Annotated in this window: 21 protein-coding genes; 13 read left to right on the forward strand and 8 right to left on the reverse strand. The window is 39.5% G+C overall.

Translation table 11 applies throughout. The annotated features are described in order from the left end of the window. Positions 1-2: 2 nt before the first annotated feature. The 5 genes from AC1HCU_RS14985 to AC1HCU_RS15005 all read left to right on the forward strand — a co-directional run bounded on the left by AC1HCU_RS14985 (position 3) and on the right by AC1HCU_RS15005 (position 7850). Positions 3-3743 carry an Eco57I restriction-modification methylase domain-containing protein gene (locus AC1HCU_RS14985; protein ID WP_480367285.1) on the forward strand — a complete coding sequence of 1247 codons (3741 nt, stop codon included), beginning with the start codon at positions 3-5 and terminating at the stop codon, positions 3741-3743. Positions 3744-3825: 82 nt separating this feature from the next. Continuing rightward, complete coding sequence (locus tag AC1HCU_RS14990) at positions 3826-5157, forward strand: ApeA N-terminal domain 1-containing protein (RefSeq protein WP_480367288.1); 1332 nt, start codon at positions 3826-3828, stop codon at positions 5155-5157. A 207-nt stretch (positions 5158-5364) separates the two neighbouring features. Then, positions 5365-6090, forward strand: coding sequence for a DUF6088 family protein (locus AC1HCU_RS14995; RefSeq protein WP_480367291.1), 726 nt, complete (start codon positions 5365-5367; stop codon positions 6088-6090). Continuing rightward, positions 6087-7031: a nucleotidyl transferase AbiEii/AbiGii toxin family protein gene (locus tag AC1HCU_RS15000; protein ID WP_480367294.1), complete on the forward strand. Its 945-nt coding sequence runs from the start codon at positions 6087-6089 to the stop codon at positions 7029-7031. Before AC1HCU_RS14995 ends, AC1HCU_RS15000 begins: the two co-directional genes overlap by 4 nt. 99 nt (positions 7032-7130) lie before the next feature. Next, positions 7131-7850 carry an SOS response-associated peptidase gene (locus tag AC1HCU_RS15005; RefSeq protein ID WP_480367297.1) on the forward strand — a complete coding sequence of 240 codons (720 nt, stop codon included), beginning with the start codon at positions 7131-7133 and terminating at the stop codon, positions 7848-7850. A gap of 1574 nt (positions 7851-9424) precedes the next feature. Here the strand turns inward: AC1HCU_RS15005 and AC1HCU_RS15010 are convergent. Together AC1HCU_RS15010 and AC1HCU_RS15015 are read right to left on the reverse strand one after the other, a co-directional pair. Then, complete coding sequence (locus AC1HCU_RS15010) at positions 9425-9652, reverse strand: hypothetical protein (protein ID WP_480367300.1); 228 nt, start codon at positions 9650-9652, stop codon at positions 9425-9427. Positions 9653-9720: 68 nt separating this feature from the next. Then, a complete protein-coding gene (locus tag AC1HCU_RS15015) occupies positions 9721-10284 on the reverse strand; it encodes a hypothetical protein (RefSeq protein WP_480367302.1) in 564 nt (187 codons plus the stop codon). A 323-nt stretch (positions 10285-10607) separates the two neighbouring features. Here AC1HCU_RS15015 and AC1HCU_RS15020 point away from each other — a divergent pair, with 323 nt between their 5' ends. From AC1HCU_RS15020 to AC1HCU_RS15050, 7 genes are all read left to right on the forward strand, one after another. Continuing rightward, the gene (locus tag AC1HCU_RS15020) at positions 10608-11042 is read left to right on the forward strand and encodes a LexA family protein (RefSeq protein WP_480367305.1); all 435 of its coding nucleotides are present in this window, start codon (positions 10608-10610) and stop codon (positions 11040-11042) included. Then, complete coding sequence (locus AC1HCU_RS15025) at positions 11042-12295, forward strand: Y-family DNA polymerase (RefSeq protein WP_480367307.1); 1254 nt, start codon at positions 11042-11044, stop codon at positions 12293-12295. Before AC1HCU_RS15020 ends, AC1HCU_RS15025 begins: the two co-directional genes overlap by 1 nt. Before the next feature lie 175 nt (positions 12296-12470). Then, entirely contained in the window at positions 12471-12815 is a 345-nt protein-coding gene (locus AC1HCU_RS15030; RefSeq protein WP_480367309.1) for a hypothetical protein, read from the forward strand. Between the two features lie 723 nt (positions 12816-13538). Further along, positions 13539-14177 carry a DUF6266 family protein gene (locus AC1HCU_RS15035; protein ID WP_480367311.1) on the forward strand — a complete coding sequence of 213 codons (639 nt, stop codon included), beginning with the start codon at positions 13539-13541 and terminating at the stop codon, positions 14175-14177. Positions 14178-14256: 79 nt separating this feature from the next. After that, a complete protein-coding gene (locus AC1HCU_RS15040; RefSeq protein WP_480367313.1) occupies positions 14257-14745 on the forward strand; it encodes a hypothetical protein in 489 nt (162 codons plus the stop codon). A gap of 95 nt (positions 14746-14840) precedes the next feature. Next, the gene (locus AC1HCU_RS15045; protein WP_480367316.1) at positions 14841-15428 is read left to right on the forward strand and encodes a glycoside hydrolase family 19 protein; all 588 of its coding nucleotides are present in this window, start codon (positions 14841-14843) and stop codon (positions 15426-15428) included. Next, positions 15425-16162: a hypothetical protein gene (locus tag AC1HCU_RS15050; protein WP_480367319.1), complete on the forward strand. Its 738-nt coding sequence runs from the start codon at positions 15425-15427 to the stop codon at positions 16160-16162. The genes AC1HCU_RS15045 and AC1HCU_RS15050 overlap by 4 nt, the downstream gene beginning before the upstream one ends. 118 nt (positions 16163-16280) lie before the next feature. Here the strand turns inward: AC1HCU_RS15050 and AC1HCU_RS15055 are convergent, their stop codons facing one another. The 3 genes from AC1HCU_RS15055 to AC1HCU_RS15065 form a co-directional block, all read right to left on the reverse strand. Continuing rightward, positions 16281-17327: a hypothetical protein gene (locus tag AC1HCU_RS15055; protein WP_480367321.1), complete on the reverse strand. Its 1047-nt coding sequence runs from the start codon at positions 17325-17327 to the stop codon at positions 16281-16283. Between the two features lie 170 nt (positions 17328-17497). Beyond that, positions 17498-18436, reverse strand: coding sequence for a hypothetical protein (locus tag AC1HCU_RS15060; RefSeq protein WP_480367324.1), 939 nt, complete (start codon positions 18434-18436; stop codon positions 17498-17500). A gap of 50 nt (positions 18437-18486) precedes the next feature. Further along, on the reverse strand, positions 18487-19095 hold the full coding sequence (locus tag AC1HCU_RS15065; protein ID WP_480367326.1) for a hypothetical protein: 609 nt from the start codon (positions 19093-19095) through the stop codon (positions 18487-18489). A gap of 713 nt (positions 19096-19808) precedes the next feature. Between AC1HCU_RS15065 and ltrA the strand changes: the two genes are divergently transcribed. Next, entirely contained in the window at positions 19809-21110 is a 1302-nt protein-coding gene (gene ltrA / locus AC1HCU_RS15070; protein ID WP_238868661.1) for a group II intron reverse transcriptase/maturase, read from the forward strand. Positions 21111-21191: 81 nt separating this feature from the next. On the opposite strand, the gene AC1HCU_RS15075 is transcribed toward ltrA, so the two are convergent. The 3 genes from AC1HCU_RS15075 to AC1HCU_RS15085 all read right to left on the reverse strand — a co-directional run bounded on the left by AC1HCU_RS15075 (position 21192) and on the right by AC1HCU_RS15085 (position 23162). After that, the gene (locus tag AC1HCU_RS15075; protein ID WP_165004337.1) at positions 21192-21794 is read right to left on the reverse strand and encodes a hypothetical protein; all 603 of its coding nucleotides are present in this window, start codon (positions 21792-21794) and stop codon (positions 21192-21194) included. A gap of 354 nt (positions 21795-22148) precedes the next feature. After that, a complete protein-coding gene (locus tag AC1HCU_RS15080; RefSeq protein ID WP_480367330.1) occupies positions 22149-22541 on the reverse strand; it encodes a site-specific integrase in 393 nt (130 codons plus the stop codon). A 192-nt stretch (positions 22542-22733) separates the two neighbouring features. Beyond that, positions 22734-23162, reverse strand: a complete 429-nt coding sequence (locus AC1HCU_RS15085; RefSeq protein WP_480367333.1) for a hypothetical protein — start codon at positions 23160-23162, stop codon at positions 22734-22736. Positions 23163-23546 lie beyond the last annotated feature (384 nt).

The raw sequence follows: 23546 nt of genomic DNA on the forward strand, positions 1-23546 counted from the left end.
ATATGAAACTTCAAAAATTCAACCAAGTCGATTTCCTGCCTGCTTTAAGGGCATTTTTTAATGATCTTAATGTGCCAATTAACTATGTGGCAGATGAGCCGACCACTGTAAAGGAACTACTAAAAGATACATATAAGGAGAACGAAAGTTTTCTTCTTGCTGACGATGTATATTTCGTGGGAATGGTAGACGATGCAGCTTTTTCCGGTTCAAGTTCTATAGAAACAAAAATGATTAAATCCGATTATGATGGGATTTTAATTTTTGGAATAACACTCAAGAATCGGACCAATGGTTTTTTACCAACACGTTCACAGTTAGCAGAAATTACCAGAGCTTTTAATCGTGAGTTTTACTACACACCGGTCGTTGTGGTATTTAAGTATGGAGAATATCTTGCTTTTGCAAATGCAGAAAGACTGAAGTTCAAACAAGAATGGAGAGAAGGTGAAAAGGCCGGAAAGGTGAGTTTATTGCGTGACATTTACATTGAATCACCTCATTCGGGTCACGAAAGAATCTTAAACGAGTTAGAAATACCTACTACAGGTAAAAACAAAGTAGACTCATTTACAAAACTCTATGCTTACTGGCAGCAGGTATTTAGCGTAAATGTTCTCAATAAGAAGTTTTATCAGGAATTATCCAATTGGTATTTTTGGGCAATACAACATGTTACATTTCCTGGGGAGCCGAAGTTTGAAGATGCTCATCGTAAGAAAGTAAATATTGAAGATCTTATTCAAGAACATCGAGCAACAAATGTGATACGAATGTTGACCCGTTTGCTGTTTGTATGGTTCATCAAAGAGAAAAAGCTTGTTCCTGAAGAGCTTTTTGATCTTGAAGCCCTGCAAGGAGATATTTTGAATGATATTTCTCCTTATAACGAAGTAGGTTTATTCGTGGAGAGGAATCGCGAGAGCATCTATTATAAGGCAATCCTGCAGAATCTGTTCTTTGCTACTCTTAATTGTCCTATAGAGCCCGATAGTCTCGATAAGAGAGTCAGAGGGTTCAGGGGTGAAGGGTATGGTACACATAGGGGAATCGATTACCTTATGCGTTATAAACAATATTTTAAGAACCCCGATGTATTCTTAGAAAAAATGAATGCTGTGGTGCCATTTCTAAATGGAGGTCTTTTTGAATGTTTGGATGACAAATTCAATAACACCTATATTGATGGTTTCTCAGACAATATGACCAAAGGTGAACAGCTCATTGTGCCAGATTACTTGTTTTTCGGATTAGAAGAGGAAGCTGACATTAGTGATGTTATTGGAATCAAAGATAAAAAGCACAGAAATGCTGCTGTTAAAGGGCTTATCAACATTCTTAAATCCTACAAGTTTACCATAACAGAAAATACCCCTATTGAAGAAGATGTGGCACTCGATCCGGAATTGCTTGGTAAGGTTTTTGAAAACCTGTTGGCTAGCTATAACCCTGAAACAAAAAAAACTGCCAGAAAGCAAACAGGTTCATTCTATACTCCAAGAGAGATTGTTAATTATATGGTTGATGAGAGTCTTATTGCCTTTCTGAAGAATGCAATTAATGATTGGGGGCCATTGGATGATGAAACCTTGGATAAAGAGCTACATACTTTGACCTCATATGATAGTGTTGTGCCATTTGCTGATAACCATGAACTACATAAAGAGATTATTTCGGTTCTTAGTTCTTGTACCATATTAGACCCTGCTTGTGGTTCCGGTGCTTTCCCAATGGGAGCTTTGCAAAAAATGGTTCATATACTGCACAAGCTGGATCCAGAAAACAAGATTTGGAAAGATATTCAATTAGACAAAGCGGAAAAAGAGTCAAAAGCCGCTTTTGAAATTGAAGATAAACTAGCCCGGGAAGAACGGCTGTTGGAAATTAATGAAGCTTTCGATCAAAGCATCAATGATCCGGATTATGCCCGCAAACTATTTTTAATTGAGAATTGCATTTTTGGGGTTGATATACAACCAATAGCCACACAAATCTCCAAATTGCGTTTTTTTATTTCGTTGGTTGTAGAGCAAAAAGTAAATCCGGATAAGAAAAACTTTGGAATTCGTCCGTTGCCAAACTTGGAAACTAAATTTGTTGCTGCAAATACATTGTTTGGAATAAAAAAGGATGGTGGCCTGTTTGAGACAGATGAGGTTAAACAATTGGAAAGTGACTTGAAAATTGTCAGACACAAAATTTTCAGCTTAAAATCCAAAGAACGAAAGATTGCTTGGAGGGAAAAAGACAAACAACTACGTGATAAACTTTCTGATGTATTGTTCGATCAAGGTCTTCCATTAGATGCTGCAGAGAAGTTGTCAAAATGGGATCCCTATGACCAGAATACATCATCTGATTTTTTTGATCCGGAATGGATGTTTGGCATTAAAGAGGGTTTTGATATTGTGATTGGTAATCCACCTTATGGTGTATCAGTAAATGGGAATTATAGAAAAGAGATATTGAAATTCTTAAATAAAGTTCCGGATTTTGAAATATATTATTTTTTTATAGAAATAGCGCATAAAATTGTTTCAGATAAAGGAACTCTATGTTATATTGTTCCAAATACATATCTTTTTAATGTTTTTGCTGAGAATTATCGTAATGACTTAGTATGTAATTGGAATATAAAGTTGCTAATCGATTTCACTTCCTATTCATTATTTGATACAGCTACAGTTAGGAATTCGGTATTTGTTTTTGATAAAGGTCTCACCACAGATAAAATTAGATATATTCCCACCAATAATAAGGAATTATCTTTATCTGATTTTCTTTTACAGAATTTAGAGTTACTTGATGTAAAATTGCTTAATGAGTTTTCGCAAAATTGGGCATTAGCATTTAAACTTCCTCAAAATAAAATTGATGCAATAGCAACTATTAAAAATCTATCAAAAAACTTGAAATATTTTTTTCCGGAAATATCTCAAGGACTAATTGCATATGATAAGTATCAAGGACAAAGTCAAGACATAATTGACTCAAGAGCTTATCATTTTACTACATATAAAGAAGGACTTAAGAAATGGTTGTGGGGAGAAGATATTCGAAAGTATATAGTATCTTGGAATGGAAAAGAATATTTGGATTATACTGATGGAATTGCAAATCCTCGTCAACCTAAATTTTTTAACAGGAAAAGAATGTTAGTTCGAGAAATTACAAATCCATCAATCTTTGCTGCAATAAGCAACGAAGAATTATACAATGATCCCTCAATATTAATTGTACTTGATTCTGAATATTGTCTCGAAGCGGCAGCTATAATTTTAAACTCCTGCATTGGAACATTTTTTCATTTCAATGCTTCTCCTAAAGCCACAAAAGGGGATTTTCCGAAAATTCTTATTAAAGACATTAAGGAGTTCCCTTTACCAAAAGCATTTAAAGATTTAGATAAATATTTTTGGTCAAACATGTACGAGATACTCAGTTATTCAATAGATAATCAGATCATTAATAGTTTTGGAAAAATAATTGATGGTATAAGTCTAAATCTTTATTTTTCAGAGCATATGGGAGATAAAGGAATTGATGTATTGCAATTTGTTGAAGATGATATAAATGAAGTTTTACAAAGGAAGAGTTTTGCGAAACTAACAGAAGAAGAGAAAGATAGAACAATTGAAACCCTTAATATCAAATGGAGTAGTCCAGATAATGAAGTTGTAAAACGCATTGGGCAATTTAAGGAGAAAAGCCCGGATATTCTGAAAGTAATCATGGAAGGATAATGAGATGTCTAATGCGATAATACATTAAAAAGATGATGTTGAATTTTATTTGTTATGATGTTGTTACATTAAATCAAGCTAAATGACTGATAAAATTGAATTTAAGGGCTATTGGTTTTTTCCAGATAAACCAGAAATTAGAATAGCGGGAGTGCTTACTTATATTCCACATGAAAGCATTGTTCTTGAGTTGATAGGAGGATTCATTGATGATTTTGATAAGATTATTTCAGGTATAAATGAAGCAAAAATCATTCATGGTTTAACATCTGATACAAAGAAAATTACACTGGTTAACTGCTTTCCTTCAACAAGCATAAATTCTAGCTCCTCTTTCCCTATTACGAAATACAAATGCTACTACTTGATTATAGGTAAACATCTGGATAGTCATAATGATCCGTCTTTTTATAAAGCAAGTGTTTTGTTTCCACAACTAACCTACTGGTGTTTACCTCATGCAATAAATAGAAAAGATGAAATAGTTGAGGATGGAATTAATTCAATCAATATTTCATTTAAACATTATAACAATTCAGACGAAAATATTATTTCTGAGTCTCAGATAGATAAAAACACCCAATTTGTATTAAAAAAGTGTGTTGATTATAATAGTTCAAATTTCCTTTTAACCCCACATATTGAACAATATACCTGTCTTGAGATACTTAAACAAAAAGATTCTACTATTGCTGATTTTCTCTCAAATATTTATCTGTATGAACAATTTCTATCAATGGCAACATTAGAAGTTGTTGAATGTTCAAAAGTAATCTTATTTGATAGAGATTTATTCCATGAATCAAATGGATTAAAAAGATATGAAAAAGTTGAATTGATTTACATACAACGTGATAACGAAGAAAAGTACACACCAACAAAAAGACATAATTATTTATTTCTATTTGATACGATTAAAAATCAGTATGATGGAATAATTAAGAAATGGTTTGCTGAAAAGGAGGGAATTGCTCCAATACGTACTCATCTCATCGAAAGTATTAAACCAATAAGAATATTTTCAAGTATTGATTTCCTCATTGTCATACAAGCATTAGAAGGTTTCTGTTGGAGGTTTAGAAAAGATGAGTTAGAAAAAATTGCGAAAGATAAACCCAAAAAAAAACAAGCATCATTGGGTGATATGATTTGTCTATTGAAATCAGAATTCTCTACCATTTCCAAGATTAAGAAAGATGACATTGTTATTCAACAAGTAGTTGATTCACGGCACTATTATTCCCATTTTATGGAGAGATCTAAAAAGGAAAATGCTCTTGATGGGTCTGAGTTGTATTTATTGACCCGAAAACTAAGAAAACTACTGATATGTTGTTTATTACATTTTATTGGTTTTGACTATTATCAAATTAATGAGATATTTGATAAGTGCTACAATAATCTCATAGAGTAGTATTTTTTGATAATAAGTTGATGGTGAGTCAGGTAAGCAATTATTGATTTATTTCTATTTAATTTACCGTAATTTCCAATATTAAGGTTCAATTTAACTTGCTCAATATTGTAGAATATTTATCCCTCATACATTAATTAATAAATTGTCCAGTAATTATGCATAAAAACTGGACAAATCTATTATCTTTGCCACAGATAATATTGTATGAAAATAACAGATTATATATCATATACGATTGACAGGTTTCCAAAAGGATTTGTGTTCACCTATGCCGATTTTCCTGCAGAGGTGAATCAAAAGGAGGCCATCATCAAAGCATTGAACCGTATGGTGGCTGCCGGTAAGATTGCCAAGCTTTCTAAGGGCAGGTATTTCAAGCCGGAAACCACACCTTTCGGGACTTTGCAGCCCGACCGGTCACAGGTGGTCAAAGATCTGCTTGAAGAGAATGGGAAAATGGTTGGCTACCTCACCGGTTACAGCATTTACAACAGCCTGGGATTAACCACGCAGCTCAGCAATGTCATCCAGATTGGTAAGAATGTGGTCCGTCCCGCTTTCAAACGAGGCCAATATACCATTTCTTTCATCAAGCAAAAAAACATCATCACCAAAGAGAACATTCCATTGCTGCAGATCCTGGATGCGATCCGCTACATCCAAAAGATACCCGATACCACGATCAGAAAATCGGGCAAACGGCTTTCGGTTATTCTCAAGAATCTTTCCGATGCTGAAAAATCTACACTGGTCCGACTGGCTTTGAAGTACCCGCCTTCTGCCAGGGCATTACTGGGTACGCTTCTCGACACTATTCAGGCCAATGCTTTTTCCCAGCCGCTTTACGATTCCTTGAATCCTTTTACCAAGTACAAGCTGCCGGGTCTTAAAATTGAATTCCCGGAAGCCGATAAATGGAATTTCTCATGAATCTGCATCACGACTCACAACTCTTTTCTCAAACCCTGAGAGCGGCATCTCAGCATCTGGAGATCAACCTCGGGTTTGTGGAGAAGGATTATTGGATTACTTTGCTCCTGCGAAGATTGTCTGGCAGCAAGTACAGCGATGAGGCGGTTTTCAAAGGTGGAACATCTCTCTCCAAAGGATACCGGCTCATTGACCGCTTCTCGGAAGATGTCGACCTGGCAATTGTCAACACAACCCATAAGACCGGCAATGAAATCAAAACGATCATTCGTCATCTCGAAAAGGAGATAACAGGAGAGCTTACAGAATTTCAGGAGGAGGGAATCACAAGCAAAGGGTCCCGCTACAGGAAATCGCTTTTCAGATACCCATCCATTCAGAAGAACGACCCCAACAACCGGCTGATTGTCGAGATCAATTCATTCGCGAACCCGATCCCCTTCCAGAAACGGATCATTCAAAGCATGCTGTTCGACTTTCTGGACCAAACGAATAATCAATTGTTCATTGATGAACATCTGCTTCATCCCTTCGAGATCAATATCCTGAACAAGGAACAAACGCTCTTGGAGAAGTTGGTATCGCTCATTCGCTTTTCGTTGGACCGGGACCCCGTCCCATCTCTTTCATCCAAGATCAGGCATTTCTACGATTTGTATTTTCTGGCCAAGGATGATGATTGTATGCAGTGCATTCAGTCAGAAACATTTAAACAGCAATTTCTCACTCTTTTGGAACACGACAAGATGATGTTCGATGAACCAACGGGATGGACCAGCAGGTCCATAGCTGAATCACCCTTGATTCTCAATTTTGATTCCCTATGGAGCAAGTTAAAGGATCAATACCAGTCTGAATTATCCGCCCTGGCTTATCGTCCCATTCCCGATGAAAAGGATGTAGCTCAAACATTCATCCGACTATCCCAGCGAATTGTGTGATTTTAATTACTTTTGGGAATGTATATTTACTATTATTTCAACGATAATTGATATTTGCGATCATTTCTATTCTTTCGTATCACTTAAAAATATAATCATATGTGTTTCACCATTTCTGTCGAAAATAAAACAAAGGAGGCTATCCGAAAATACATAGATTCCAATAAGGGTGTACAGTGTGAAATAAACTTTGAAGACGATTATTTCCTTGTATCAGGCTTTGCTCACCCCAAATTACCTATTATCAAGCAGAGTAAAATCGAGCTTTCTGAGTGGGGGTTGATACCTTCTTTTGTGTTTAACGAAGAGATGGCCAGCGATATCAGGGAAAAAACGCTGAATGCCAGATCTGACACAATTCACGAGAAACCTTCTTATAAGTCATCCATAAAAAAACAACGTGCCATATTGGTAGTGGATGGATTTTTTGAGTGGCAGCATGTTGGTAACGCCAAAATTCCATATTATATTTTTCCAAAAGACAATACGGCTTTCTACCTCGGATGCATTTACAATCAATGGACAAACAAGCTTACCGGAGAAATAGTTGATACCTTTTCCATCATAACAACGGATGCCAACCCGATGATGGAGGTGATCCACAATTCCAAAAAAAGAATGCCACTGATCCTTTCAAAATCGGATACAAAAGAATGGATCAATCCCGAGACAGATATTGATAGAATAAATAACCTGATGAAGCCATTTCCTGAATCAGAAATGGATGCTTACCAGATTTCCAAGACTGCAGGAAATTCCAGAGTCGATCGTAATTACCCGGGTATCAAAGATCGGGTTGATAATCCGAATTTATTCTGAAGTGACTGTAATGTAAATTGATTTTTACTTGGATAAAAACACAAAAGATCCAATGTAATTGTCAAATCAACTAGTTAATCCCCCCGGCAAAAACAACCTTTACATATCAAAATCCTTCAGGACAATTATTCATCTATTGTAATATCAAATTCCGCTGATCAAATTATTCGGTCACAAAGGCAAATGGGGGAGGCATGGGCTGTAAATTCCATATTCGTACAAACAAACATCGCCAAACTTTCAAACAGATAGACCTCTCAATCCCCCATTTACCCCTGTTCCTCTTACCCGCAAAGGCTGTTTTTGCCTTACCGACAGTCGGATCCATCTACCCACTTCTGTTCCTCTCAACATCCCCCGACGGTCCGTCTTCGCATCTTAATCCCAATCATGCTCCGGTCCATTCCCCACCGATATCCCTGGTTCCAACATCATCCCAATCATGTACCGGTCTCCCCGGCTATCAATCAGTAGTGGTGTCCATCACCATCTCGTTTCTCATACCTTACCTCAAAGTCCAACCGGAACAGGTTATATTGTGTTCGTCATTCGCTCACTTAGTTCACAAAACATGTGAGCAAGGGCAAGCAAGTGGCTTAAAAAAAATCTCCACCTTTTGGAGATTCGCCTACGGCTCATCTTTCCCAAAAGGTAGTATTTTTTCGCCACCCTTGCACACACCGCAGCCACACTTCACTCTTCCGCTCCTGCACACTCGCTTCGCTTCGTTTGGTGCTCATCGTGGCGTGGCTGCTTGTTTTGTTGCACATCGCTCGCTCAATCCTCACCCGTGGCTACTCTTGCCCCCTTTAATCCCCAATAAGGTATTCGCTTCGCTCATACATTATTTGAAAGGGGGCAACCGCCACTGATTGTTTTGCTCGCCTGCGGGTCGCTCAGGCTAATCGGGGTGTCACACTTTTTGTAAATCTACCGTCCCGCCACATCACCGGTCTCCCTTTCTAAACAAGTCGCTTTGCCATATTCATTCCGCTCGCTCCCTCTCCGCCCGACCCTCATGCTTCGGGTCGGACCGGCTCCTGCGTTCGCTCCATTCACATCGCAACGCTCTCTCGGTTCTGCACCTCCGCGTTACTGCCCTGCTCGCTGCGGCTCTCTTCCTGTCGGCAGCCGACCCTCATGCTTCGGGTCAGGCTGCCTCTGCCGTTCGCTCCGCTCGCACCGCATCGCTTCCAGCGATTACCACCGCCGCTATTGCCGTGTGTGTTTCGTTCTCTCCATCGATTACCGACCCTCATACTTCGGGTCGGATAATCGCCTGCGCTCACTGCACGCACACCGCATCGCTCTGTCAGCACTCATTCCGCTGGCCGGGTGGCTGGTCACTCATCCTTCGTTTCGAACAACCACCCGGCCTGCTCCATTCGCTCACCTTACCCTTTCTGTGTTCATTTTCGCTCACTCAGTCGTTATGCTCGCTCATGCTTCGCTCGTCAACTCCTTCGTTCACTTCATTCACACAGCTCAGCTTTTTAATGGCAAATGCTTTGTTACGTTCGTCAGGTGTTAATATGCTGTAGCCAAATCATCAAACCTTTCCCCTGTCACCTTCCTCACTCACTCAGCAATTGCCGTTTCCCGTTGCCATAAAACAAAAAGTGCGCCACCCCTGCTGGGCAGTAGGCGTCAGGCGCCCTCATGCTTCGGGCTCCCTCCTTCCACCACCCTCGCTCCTCTCGCTGCGGCTCGCGCCTCGTCACTCCGCAAGGAAAAAACACGTCGCTGCGCTCCGCAGTTTTTCCTTTGCTCCGTTCCAGCTCAGGGCTGCATAACCTGTTCACGGCGTTTCAACCACCTTTCTCAAATGATTATACGAAATTTTAGATTCATTCTCATTTAACACAAAACTTCACCATTCTTCATCTTCGTCAATCCCGCTAGCAGCTCTGCAAATTTGGGCTGAAATAACATTGAAAAATGTTTCAATTTCAATTATTGACTTCTCTAGTTTTGGTTTTCCATTTTTATTAAATAGAGCATTTGTAACCTCATCTCCCAATCCCCAATTTGAACCCTGCATAACCAATCGATATGGCTTTCCATCAAATTCAGAAGTACATTCAAACGTAGGTGCGTCTATTTTGATCATATTATCTCTAAAACTAATTACCATTACAAACTTCATGTCGTATTTTAGTAATTTAGCTTTAATCTGTTCGGGATGAAAGGCATTAATGGTTATCACCTCATTGTCAACTTTACTAACTACATCTTTCGCCGAAACATATGATTTAGTAACAAAGGAAAGAACATTATTGAATAATTTTTCTTTGCTCATTTCATCAAAAGAACATACGGTGTAGGCTTTTGAATTTTCTTCGGCATTGATAAGTCCGTCGATTGTTAGTTTAAATTGAGCATTAACAATACTACTAACAATAATCATCGATAAAATCAATAAAATCTTTTTCATGATATTTTTTTTAAGTAATTAAATTTCACAAATATAGGGTTTCATTCTGTTATTAAATAACAATTATTATTATTTATCGGTACAATATGCTATAAAAATGTTCTAAAAGACTGCGGTAGTTCAATCCATTGTGTCAAAACATAGGTATTCAATTAAATATAAAGACGCGATTATTCGCAAAGTAGATACTCTGATAAGCTTAACCATGAATTACATTCTTTCTAAGTACTCTTTATTGAACCAATAATATTTCAACCTAAACAATATACTTTTTTAATGAAATTCTTTCTTCCCATCCAGTGTAAATAACTTACATTTGTTCCATGCAAATGGAACTGAACACCCAGAAAATTGAACTCATTCATCCTGAAAGCTCTGAGCAGAAATATCCCTATATCGGAGATATCCAGGCTGGGTTTCCCTCGCCGGCCGAAGATTTCTTTCACGATTACATCAGCCTGGACGAGCTGCTGATCGATCAAAAGGAGACCACATTCTTTGCCCGGGTGACTGGCAGTTCCATGAGCAACGATTTCAGCGAGGGGGATCTGTTGATCATCGATAAAAGTTTGGAGTGGGAGGAAAACAAAATCGCACTCTGCTTTATCAATGGTGAATTCACGCTGAAACGTATTAAAATGAAAGATGGAAAATGTTTCCTCGTTCCTTCAAACCAGGATTTTCCCCTCATCGAGGTCAACTATGAACAGGGGGTGACCATCTGGGGCATTGTCAAATATTCAATTCGCAAACATTGATGTACGCACTGATCGACTGCAATAACTTTTACGCCTCCTGCGAGAGGGTTTTCAACCCCTCGCTGAATGGCAAACCAATCGTTGTTCTTTCGAACAACGACGGTTGTGTGATTGCCCGGTCCAATGAAGCCAAAAGTCTGGGCATCCCGATGGGTGCTCCGGCGTTTGAATATGAGTCTGTTTTTCGCAGGAATAATGTAAAAGTGTTTTCTGCTAACTTTCCGCTTTATGGTGACATGAGCCACCGGGTGATGAGCTTGCTTTCCAATTTCAGCCCTCAACAGGAGATCTATTCCATCGATGAGTGTTTTCTGAATCTCGAAGATATCAACGTTGATCTGCAAAAATATGGCCTGCAGATGAAGTCTCGTGTCGAAAAGGGTACCGGCATCCCGATCAGTATCGGCATCGCACCGACAAAAGCTTTATCAAAACTTGCCAACCGCATCGCGAAGAAGTTTCCAAAAGAGACCGGTGGCAGCTACGTGATCGATACCGATGAGAAAAGGATCAAAGCCCTCAAATGGTTGAAGGTGGAGGATATCTGGGGTGTGGGTAGAAGGAATGCGAAAAAACTATATGCTATTGGTGCCAATAAAGCCCTGGATTTTGTTCAATTACCTGAATCCTGGGTGCTGAAAAATATGACGATCGTCGGATTAAATCTTCAAAAAGATTTGAAGGGAATCCCGACTATCGAGATGCTTCCCGTGGAGAAGAAAAAGAGCATCGCAACAACCCGCACCTTCGAGACTGATCTCCGCACCTTCGATGAGGTGCGGGAGCGCATTATTACTTTCACGGCCATGGGGGCCGAGAAGTTGAGGGAGCAGAGATCACTTTGCAAAAGGATCGTCGTTTTTCTTGAAACAAACCGATTTAAAGAACACGAAACGCAATATTACCCATCGATACTGATAAAACTGCCTTTTCCGACCAACTCAACGCTGGAGCTGGTGAAGTTTGCCAACATCGGATTGAAACAGATCTACAAGAATAACGTCTATTTCAAGCGGGGTGGGATCATGTTGACGGATTTTGTCGATGCCAATGAATTCCAGCCATCACTCTTTTTCAATTCAGATCCAAGACATAAAAAACTGATGAAGGCCATTGACGGGTTGAACCAGAAATATAACAAAGATGTGGTTCGTCTCGCCACACAAGACACACGCAAACACAAAATGCGCCAGGAGCACCTCTCCAAACATTTCACTACCGACATAAATGAAATCTTGACTGTCGGGATATAAATTCTAAATTGTATAGCTCCTGTCTCAAAATAAATAATTATAATTGTAGTTCAAAACATACACTATTAGAACCATGAAATCCATACACTCGAAATCATTATTCCTGCTTTTATTTTCTCTGATCCTTACTGGTTGTAAGACCTATTTTATTCCTGTTGAAAGTTTTACTGAACAGATGAAAGACATCGATTCCGTCGAGTTGAAAACTGTCTACACCAAAGGACCCATGGGAGATGTTGTGAGTTATGAAACATACCCTATTGATTACATAAAATGTGTCGACAAAAATAATAATCCTTTCTTGTTGAAGAATAGTCCATCTATTGAGATCCGTTTCACGGATAAGAATAATAAACGGACATATTTTTACTTTGATCAGATTTACGTTCAGGATGCCATTGTATTTGGAGATGGTTCAAGATTTATCAATTATCAAAAACAGATTCCGCTAAAAGAGATCCAGAAGATCGAAGTGCAAGACGGCCGTAAGAAATTCAAATACGTCGATAAAATCGATTAAACCACATTGTTGCCTCTACTCTGATTAATTCGCTTCTCATTCCTCGATAAATGAAAACCCCGCAAAGATACGGTGGCTTTCGCTGTAATCTTGCAAGGTCAAGCCTTCCGGGTTTCCGATGAAATCTCCAATTCCGCATCCGCGGAAATCGTATTTCACCGGAAAACCTTGCCGATTACAAAGCCACCCTTTGCTGATCGCTAAGTTTTCAACTTATTCCTTCCCTTTATTTATCCCAATTACTAAACGAAATCCCTAACTATATTTCGGCAATAGTTTCATCATACTGCCAACATATAGTTTTGCTAAGACCTGAAATATTTGTAACACACACTTTATGCTGGATCCTCAGCGTCGGACAAAATAGTACCGTCGCGTCGCACCAAATCGTACTGTGTGATTGTTCCTAACAATGCAAAAACATTAGATTTTATTAGTGCATCGTTAGAGTATTGTTAGATTTTCACTGAAAGCCAGCAAGGCAACACATTGCAAAACAATGCATAATAACGTATCCTTCACTAAGTTAACTGTTCATCCATTATTCATCGTAATTTTATTCCCGGAGTGCTTCGGATAGAATACCAGGTTTGGTGACATATTACAATCAATCGGTACCACCTCATATCGATACTGAATCCGAATATAAACCGTACCAAGCCCGTACCAAGTCCGAATCAACTTCGAAAAACTGGATGTTTAACATTTTAAATTCAATCTATCATGGGTACTATTAAAAAAGGTGTGTTAGGTGGATTCTCCGGCAAGGTGGGAACTGTTGTCGGTGCGTCCTGGAAAGGCATCGACTACATTCGAAGCCTTCCCGCAAGTGTGAAGAATCCTCGTACCGAGGGTCAGGTGACCCAACGGACGAAATTCTCTGTGGCCCTGGATTTCCTCCGGCCAATCGTTGCTTATCTCAACGTGGGTTTCAAACCCTATACCAGCAAGCAGTCGGCTTACAACGCCGCCATGTCCTACAATGTCAGCAACGCTGTAACGGGCACGTTCCCCGACTTCGAGTTGGATTATCCCAATGCGCTTGTCTCCAAAGGCAGTCTTCTTGGTGCTGAGGATGCTTCTGCAACCGCTGCTTCAGGTAGCATCTCTTTTGCCTGGACCGACAACAGTGGGGTAAGTAACGCCCTGGGTGCCGACATGGCAATGCCGTTGGCATTCAACATCTCGAAAGGTCAGGCTGTCTTCAAGACAAACGGAGCTGAGCGTTCCACCGAGGCTGACGTGCTGACGATACCGGCAAACTGGACCGGTGACGACGTTGAGGTTTACCTGGGCTTTGTCTCCAAAGATGGTTCACTGGTAGCTACCAGTGCTTACCTCGGACAAAAGACGATTGCATAGGAAGTCAGATGATTTTCCATCATTAACCGCTCCGCAATGGAGCGGTTTTTTACCGATTTCAGTGAATTTCATTATCCCGATGCTTGTACTGCTTGACATATCATCTAATTGGCTCTACACCCTGGGCTCTTTTGCCGGTGGCGGTGCCCTCGGGGGACTGATCTCTTCCATCATTAACCGCAGGGAAAACAGACGGATCAAGCAAAGTGAAGCTTCACAGTCCGAAGCATCGGCCAAGCGGGAGGATGCCCTGGCCGCAACCGAGATGATGGGGCTCCTGGAACGCACTGTCGCCCACATGGAGAAGATGAACTCTTACAACAAGTCCAACTCAGAGGAATTGCTGAGGATGCTGAAAGAGAAAGAGGGCATCAACGAGAAATTGAAAAAGGATATCGCGTTGCTCCAGTTGCAGATCATGGAAGATCACAGACGGATTACCGGTCTCGAAAAAACGGTGGAGCGTGAGATCCGATGGCGTAAGGATGGGGATGATCACTACTGCATGGTGGAAGATTGTGAGAACCGGGTACCACCTCGTGGTACTTTCAAACGAGTTGAGGAATAACCATAAACATAAATACAAAGAATACTCAAAATGAACCTATACCCACTTCAATTTTTCTTCTGCATCAACGAATCAAAACTCAATCCCTCAACATCATGAACCGGCAACTATTCTTTCAGGAAATTAACCGATCGCTCTTCCGCGGGAAATTGAACAACCGCCAACGAGAAGGGATCCTCTACAAGCTGGCAGCTTTTGACAAGTTTGATGTGACCGACGACCGGTGGAGAGCTTATATGCTGGCCACATCCTATCACGAGACCGCTCATACCATGCAACCAATAGAAGAGTGGGGGAAAGGCAGGGGTAAATCCTACGGAAGAAAAATGAAACAGTGTGGCCAGATTTATACCTGGCCGGATCAGATCTATTATGGCCGCGGCGATGTCCAGCTCACCTGGTTTGAGAATTACGAACGAATGGGTGATCTGATGGGCCTACCGCTCCTGGAACAACCCGAGCTCGCGCTCGATCCCGAGATCTCCGCCCAGATCCTGGTGGAGGGAATGATCCTGGGCAAATCCAACCGGGGCGACTTCACCGGCTACTCGCTTGAGAACTTTTTCAACCCCCAACGCGACGATCCCTTCGGTGCCCGTCGTATAGTCAACGGCCTCGACAGCGCCCACACCATCGCGGGGTACCATTACAAGTTCCTGGAAGCAATCCGTAAAGCATTATGAAGAAAGAAATGAAAATACTGTCTGCATCCCAGCCAGCAGCTTCCAATATAGCTGAATTCCATACACCTGTATCCCATTCTGGTACACCCCAAATTGGTACAATCCAAAATACTGTATCACATCGAACAGCAGCAACTCAAAACACTGCACGACTTGGATCTACTGCTGCACCACTCCGAACTGTACCACTGATCTTGTTTCTCTTAACAGCACTCCTCTTCCTGGTAGGGTGCAAAACCAAACATACCATCTCTGAAAATACAACCATCAAAGTCGACAGCACCGCTCTCTGGAACCTCAACGACAGCCTCTACAAGAAAGAAACGTTGATCACAAACATGCAAAGCGATTTACAGCGCCTCAGAGATGAAAACCTCCGCCTGCTAAATGAGACCTCAACGCACCAGATATCTTATGACACATCCGCTCCCGTGAATCCACAGACCGGTAAACCACCCATCACAAGTGAAGTGATAACCATTTCCAAAAGCACACTTGAACAAACCAAAAAAGAGTATGAAACCCTGCTTCAAACCGTTAACATCGAAAACGAATTCCTCACCCGACAAAACCGCAATCTTCAGCTCACTGTTGAAAAACTGATAAATGAAAACAAACAACTCTCAGAAAAAACTAACTCCACCGGCCTTAACCTCAAACTCTTCCTTTTCGGTCTATTCTTTGGTGTGATCCTCTCTGTTTTGATTTATCTCAATCTCAAAATAAATATCTAACATTTGGGGGAATGAAAATTTGTCGCTTGCAGGCGATCTCCTGTAAAGTTTCATAAAAGTTGAAGCAGGCTACAACCCTTGAGTAACCGACTGTCTCGGTAATTTTTTATCCCAATTGTTAAGTTCTATGGTTTTTTTGTCTGTGTGTAATAAGTTTGTCAACGGTGTCTTTTATGTTGTCAGGTAATTTTCCTTCAAAGTATTCAAAAATTAGTGGGTCGCCTTGTAAATAATGACTAACAAGATTAATCCACTCGTCTATTGTTATTTGTCCATTTACCTTAAATAATTTTCGTGAAAGTGTTTTTAATTGTAAACTGTTCTTGTCGTTATAGTTAAAATCGTTGTCGCGCCTTTGATAATACTCTTCTTCTGTGTAAAAATGAATAGCACCGTCAAAATGTCTGAATGCTCCTGCGTTGTTGTCAAATTCAGCGTGTAAATATTTTACTGGATAGTATTCGTTCCCGTTTTTAATTATTCTGTTTTTGTTCACTTTAAATTCTTCGACTTGAAAAACCTTAATTCCATTTTTAGATGACCATTTGATGTCAAGTGAGTATGTGTCACCAAAAAAGAATTCAATGTCAAACGGTTCAAGTCCAAGTGGTGGACGAAGTTTAACTATTCCTTCTTCAATGTCTGAAATTTTGTTTTTGAATTTCGCACCATACCAAGTGTCAGCTTCTTTATACATAAGATTGTCAACGTTGATTCTTACTCTGTCGCTGTCAATCGCAATGTATTTTTTAATGTTGTCCTTATTGTATCCCCAAAAAATGTCAATAAAGCGCGGTGCAAAATTGTTGTTTTGATAATGTCCTCGCCTGAAATAAGGATGCGCCATTACCATATATTTGTCAGAATAATAATAGCCCGAAGCAAAACGTTCTTTTTTAAACTCTGTTTCTAAAATGCTTACTTCTACTAATTCTTCTTTGTCGGTTGAAATTTTGTCATTTAAAAGATGAACAATATTTTGATAATTTGCAACAATTCCGATGGTCTGAACAAAATCAAAGTTGTGTTTGGTCAACTTAATTTGTTTACTTTCGCAGTAGTCAATGAATGATTGAATAAGGGCTGAGTTTTTGGTTAATTCCTCCATTCGTTCTTCAATTTGTTGCTGTTGATAACGTTTTAATATGTCGTTTTCGTTTTCCATTTCTTAGCGTATGTTCGTGTTTAGTAGCATAGCGTTTTGGCGCTTGGCGCAGTGGCGGATTTCGGAGCACAAAACTGTCAATACACCACAAAAGTTGATGCGAGGTAGAATGTTCAATTAACCACGCCACCCGCCATTGAGCCAAACGCCTGTTATGTGCAGATATTCCTTTAGTCGTTACCATAGTCAAAGTCTGGAAAGTCGCTTACAAGGTCATCAAAACCGTAACCTCTGCTTTTTAGTTCCTCAATCGGGTCATATTCAATTCCATAATAGTCAACAGGGTCAACATCACTTTCTATTGCAAACTGTCCACCGAAATTAGCAACTGAAAGCTCTCCGTTTCCTGATATTTTTATGCCACAACAGAAGCACTTTAGCTCTACTGGAAGTATGTTGTTACTTACAGTAATAACATCAACATTTACTTTTGGCTCGGACTGTGAGATAAACTTTCCAATTAGTAAAGCATCATTATTACAACTAGGACATTTTACCTTTTTACTATTTCCATATAATCTTTCACTAAGAACGAATTCACTTATAAGTTTTGGAGAACTTGCTATTTTTAATTCTTGGTCTTTCTTGTCTAAATCGTTAAATACATCTCTATACTTTTTTATTTTTTCATTGACTTTTGCAATTAACTCTTCTTTAAATTCCGCTATCATTTCCTCTGCAATTTCTGCCTCTTTCTTACCAATAAAGTCTTCAAGTGTCTTGCCTTGAAATTGAAGAAGTATTTTAATTGCTTTGTAAAATTTAGTTAACCAAGAATTTGTAGGGTAGTCTTCAAATATTGGAGTTCCTGTATGGAGTTCTTCATTTCGCATATTAATAAAGGACTGACAAAATTTTTCGTCACTTGGAGTGAAGTCAGGAACAATGATTTGTAATCTTAAAAAAATTGTTTTTGCACCAATTGTTTTGGGAGGTTCTTTACTTGAACCGTAACCGAAAGCGTGTAAAATATTGTGACCCTCTCTCGGGTCGGAAATTAGTGCTGGGTGGATTTTAGACAAGGTGGCTCTTCCAATTAGTTCAAGTCCTAAACTCGCCCAAAATGGGAATAGAGAACTATTGCGGTCTGCAAGAAAAGCTCTTTCCATATATACTTGTCCTTTTGCGAACAATGAGTCATAAGACCAATCTGAATTTATCATACTATGTTTATTCGTTGTAAAATTCTTTTGTTGTTTTCTTCCATCTTTATTTTTGGTCTAAAATGTAAGTCTCTGTGATTATTAATAACAACGACCTTGTTTTTATACCATTGAATTTCTGTTTTGTCCATTTTGGCAAGAATATCAATCATTTTGTCCTCTGCAGGATTTGCCATTTTCATTACTTCCTTGTCGTACCTTAAAATACCATCTTTTAAAATCGGAGAATAAAAGCCGACATCTTTACTTTTTACAAACCAAATGGTCTTTTGAATAAAGTCAATTTCTCCATCAGAGAGTTTTGACTTGTCGAAATGGACTATGACAGTGGGTGTTGGATTTTCAATACTTCCTATGTATCGTAGTAAAATGTATTTTGGAGGAATTTTCAAATAAGCACAGTCTGTATGAATTGGAAATTCCTCAAGTCCGTATCTTTTAGATAGTGAATCTTTTTCTACTTGGTTAGATTCAACTGCCGTTAAAGTGTCAATAAAACTACCACTTTGTCTTGATTTTATTGGTGTTCCAAAAGTCAAAGCAAGTTCAACAAAGTCTTCTTCGTCTTTGATTTCTGTTTCATATATGTTGGTTGTGGTCGTCATTTATATTTGCACATAACGGTTTGGCGGTATGAAACGTTGGGGATTTCGGAGCTACTTCACTATCAAGGTGCACCGAACCTTGATGCGAGAACCGAGGCTCGAATAACCACTTAGCCCCAATGTTTTATAACCGCGTGTGTGCGCCCTGCATGAGCAGAGCGCACCTGCTGCAAGCAACAGTAAAATTTCAAAATTACAAATAATTTTGGTTAAACAATGCTCTAAGCAGGTGTATTTTTCCAGGGGGTGCAAGTCCCTTATGCACGGGGTCGTGCCCGAAGCATTAGCAAGTCGCAAGCTGGTTGTTGGTGACGACAGCAGTGAAGGAAGCGAGACTGCAAAATCCGGTACTGACGAACAGAAACGGTATATGAGGCATAATTGTCTTGGGTAAGCAACCACATCATTGTAACGCCCAAAAGGTAGTTTGTGGACAGATATGTAGATACCGCAGGGATTGGAGGAAGGAAAAAGCTCTTACCGGGGGAGATCTCTAAGCAGTAAAATGTAATGAGAAGTCAGCCGAGGTCATAGTAATTACGGAAAACGAGCCGGCAAGTGATAGAAATCCAGAGAGTCGGAGGTCTCACGAACGTAATGAAGGACTGAACGTTAAGAAGTTTTTAATGCGACATGGATTTTCAGCAATGAAATAGCCTGTAGCAAGCGAAACAGGGCAAGAGAAGATGATTAAATGAGCAAACAAAAACGAAATGGAATTGATCGAGCAAGTGATTAACCGTCACAACATGATGCGTGCATTGCAACAGGTCAGGCAGAACAAAGGTTCGGCAGGAGTTGACCGGATGCCTGTAAGCGAACTATACGACCACCTGACAAAGAACAGGGAAAGTATAGGGCAATCATTGTTAAATGGCACTTACTTGCCACAACCCATTTTGGGGGTAGAGATACCCAAGGGAAATGGGAAGACACGTCTTTTAGGTGTGCCTACCGTGGTTGACCGAATGCTTCAACAAGCCGTAGGGCAAGTTTTAGCCAACCGGTTCGAAATGGAATTTGAGGATTACAGTTATGGATTTCGCCCGAATAAGAATGCCCTGCAAGCGGTACTCAAAGCATTGGAGTATATAAACAATGGTTATCAGGATATAGTAGACATTGACCTGAAGAGCTTCTTTGACGAAGTAGACCACTGCATTTTGCTGCAATTGTTGTATCGCAAGGTAAAATGCCCGCTTACGCTGCGTCTTATCCGCAAATGGCTGCGAGCGCCGATTTTAATCAACGGGAAGTTAGTCAAACGCCGAAAAGGAGTACCACAGGGCAGTCCGCTGAGCCCGATTCTCTCCAATATCATGTTAGATGAATTGGATAAAGAATTAGACAGACGTGGATTAAAGTCTGTCCGCTATGCTGACGACTTTAGCATTTATTGCAAAAGCCAATGGCATGCCCGCAAAACAGGCAACGAGATCTTTCTCTTTCTAAAGAGTAAACTACACCTGCCTATTAATCGGGAGAAAAGTGGAATCCGTCGCCCCGTAAACTTTTCGCTATTAGGATATGGTTTTGTGCCCACTTACAAAAAGGGGGAAAAAGGCAAATACCAGCTGGTGGTAAGCGGCAAAGGATGGAAAAACCTGAAACTAAAACTCAAAGCCATCACCCGAAAAACCACACCCGCCAGTTTCGATGAGCGTATCCACAAACTGAAAGAAGTACAGCGAGGCTGGCTTCAATACTACCGCATGGCAAGTATCCAGGAAAAACTCAAAGATGTGGATGGGTGGGTGCGTAACCGGCTACGTTGCTGTATCTGGAAACAATGGAAGAAATCCGAACGAAGACGGAAAAACCTGATACGTTTGGGCGTTGACCTTGAACACGCATACAGCCACAGCCGTAGCCGAATGGGTACATGGGCGGTCGCGTGTAGCCCTATTTTGAAAACCACCATCACGGTGGAACGTCTGCAACAACGCGGTTACGAACCTATGTTTACTTATTATCAGAAAATTGCTCCATTTCTTAACGAACCGCTGTATACGTGAACCGTACGTACAGTGGTGTGAGAGGCTCTCCCCGTCAGCCAAGGCTGGCGGGGCAGTCTACTCGATTGTGGTTAGTTTTTCTTATCTTAATAGTCCAATCATGCTTCCAAGTCCAATTCCAAAGTATGTTCTATCCTTATTTATTTGCAACATGGGTGAAATTGAAAATCCAAAATACCTTGTAATAGGAAATTCTATTTTAGGGTTGACAATCAGACTAACAGCTTTATGCTCCACATTATCATAGGAGTAATTCTTGGTCACAGATACAGTATTATTATTAATCTTTTTCCAGTTTTCAGGTTCTGTATAAATGGTATACCCCACTCCAAAGGAAAGGTTTGCTCTGATGGTCCCATTTTGATTTATTTTATAAATTCTTCCAATACTTGCTCCAAAATTTTCAAATACGTCAACAGGGCTATTTAGTCCCCAAACTAATATTCCAGTTACACCAGTGGTGAAATCTTCCGGTTGTGATTTGGGCTTTCTGAAATTTCCAGAGTATCCTACTTTGAAAGAGTATTTTTCTTTCAATACATAATTCAAATTCAAGTCCATTCCAACATAATTACCTAAGTTCAATTCACCTGTTGCATATACAGCATTGTTTTCGGCAAATTGAGCATTTGCAAAGTTGAATGAGATAAAACTCATTGCTAATAAGAAAATTTTCTGTTTCATTTCAATCTTTTATTACTTGTTATTTGCTATGTTTTTAATGAATGATGCTGAATATTCAAAAAGGTTTTGTCAAGTATGATTTATTTTAAAATTAACCACAACGCGTTTTTTACGCAATAAATATACTAATTTCGTAAATATCAGATATAAAACATTCGTATATCCTTTCAAATGGAAGGTATTTACAAAAGATTCATTTAATTCAAATGCAGAGGTGGAAACATAAGTTTCTCATCAGTACTAAGCTTATAGATGCAAAACTAACAAATATTTAGACAAATAACGAAAAAAATCAATAATATCTCTCTAAAGTTTAGAATATGATAGTCTACAATCTGAAGAATACTAAATCACTCAGACTGAATTAATCGCTGTATATCTTTTCTCTGGGTTCAACAACTGTATATTTATCTCTCTCCGCTTCTTGGCTGTCAGCTTCACATAGCCGGCAGTGACATCTTTCCTGGTACTATGGCCGACCATCTTTCTAACCACGATTGGGTTCACAAGTAATTCACTTGTGAGGTGGGTGATGTAGCTGTTCCTGGTATAGGAGGTCGATAATTCCGGATCCAGTCCTAGATCATTCGCTATCTGTTTGAGTGATGTGTTGATCGGTTCTAAATTAAGCCCCATCGCGTTGATGATTTTCCGCTCATTATTATCAGTGGGTTCAATGCCATTCAGAAAGGGAAAGATATATCCATCTTGATCATTGTTTCCTTGCCGGTTGATGATTTCAATCATCGGAGGAAGGATTGGCACGTAAATAAAAGTTGGTTTCGCTGTTTTTCTCAGCGTCTTTTCCCGGTGAAGAACGAGTATAATATTTATCGCATCTATGTTCTTATACCTCAACGGAAGAGGTTTCCGAGATTCAGCATGTCTGATGCTAATCACAATTCCTTGTTAGGTGTGATTTTAAGTTATACTGTTATTTTATTCTCTAATAACATATATTGCTCGTCCTTGTGCGAGTATCTTATCACTCGAATCGCCACCAATATAGATTCCGTTGGAGTAATAGCCTGTTGTCCCTCCTGATTTGCTTCCTGTATTGGTTAAAAGCACCCCATTAGCTCCAATCTTGGCTGCTTTTGACTTTATCTCTTTCATTGCTTCATTCATTGCTGCTTGTCTGGAAAAAACAATACCACTGGAAACTTCAATAAGTCCAATACTTTCGTATTCCGCTGGGGGATCGAGATAAATTTTTACCTCATCTGAGCTAATCGGTGATTTTTTCGTCCCGGTAACGATTGTAGAGCCAGTAGCACATCCCAACAGGGATCCAAATAAAAAAAACACAGATATAATTTTAAACACTTGCCCGAAATGATTCTTGTTTGATAAATAAATTTTCTTCATGATGGGATTTTTTATTTTGTGTGGTAAATATCGCTATTTTACTTTACCTCAATGATTACATATTTTGATGCTAATTAGTCTATGCCAAGCTTTTTGTGCATTTCTTGCATTTCTTTTCCAAATTCAATAGAATCTAATACCGCTTTTCGCTTTTCTTCGGGCAAACATTGAATACAGGTTGGATACTTAATGCTTTTATAATATTCTTTACATTTGGGACATTATTCCATGTTGTTTATATCAAAATTATATGCACATTTTTTACACGCAGTAATTGTATCCTCAAAGGAAAGGTATTTAATGTTGTCTTCTAGGTAGAGCAAAAATGCATCCTTCTTTATTATTTCATCATTTTTCTCTTTTACCTTATCTGTATTGTTCTCA

The organism is Proteiniphilum sp. LBM24028 (genome assembly GCF_056629195.1).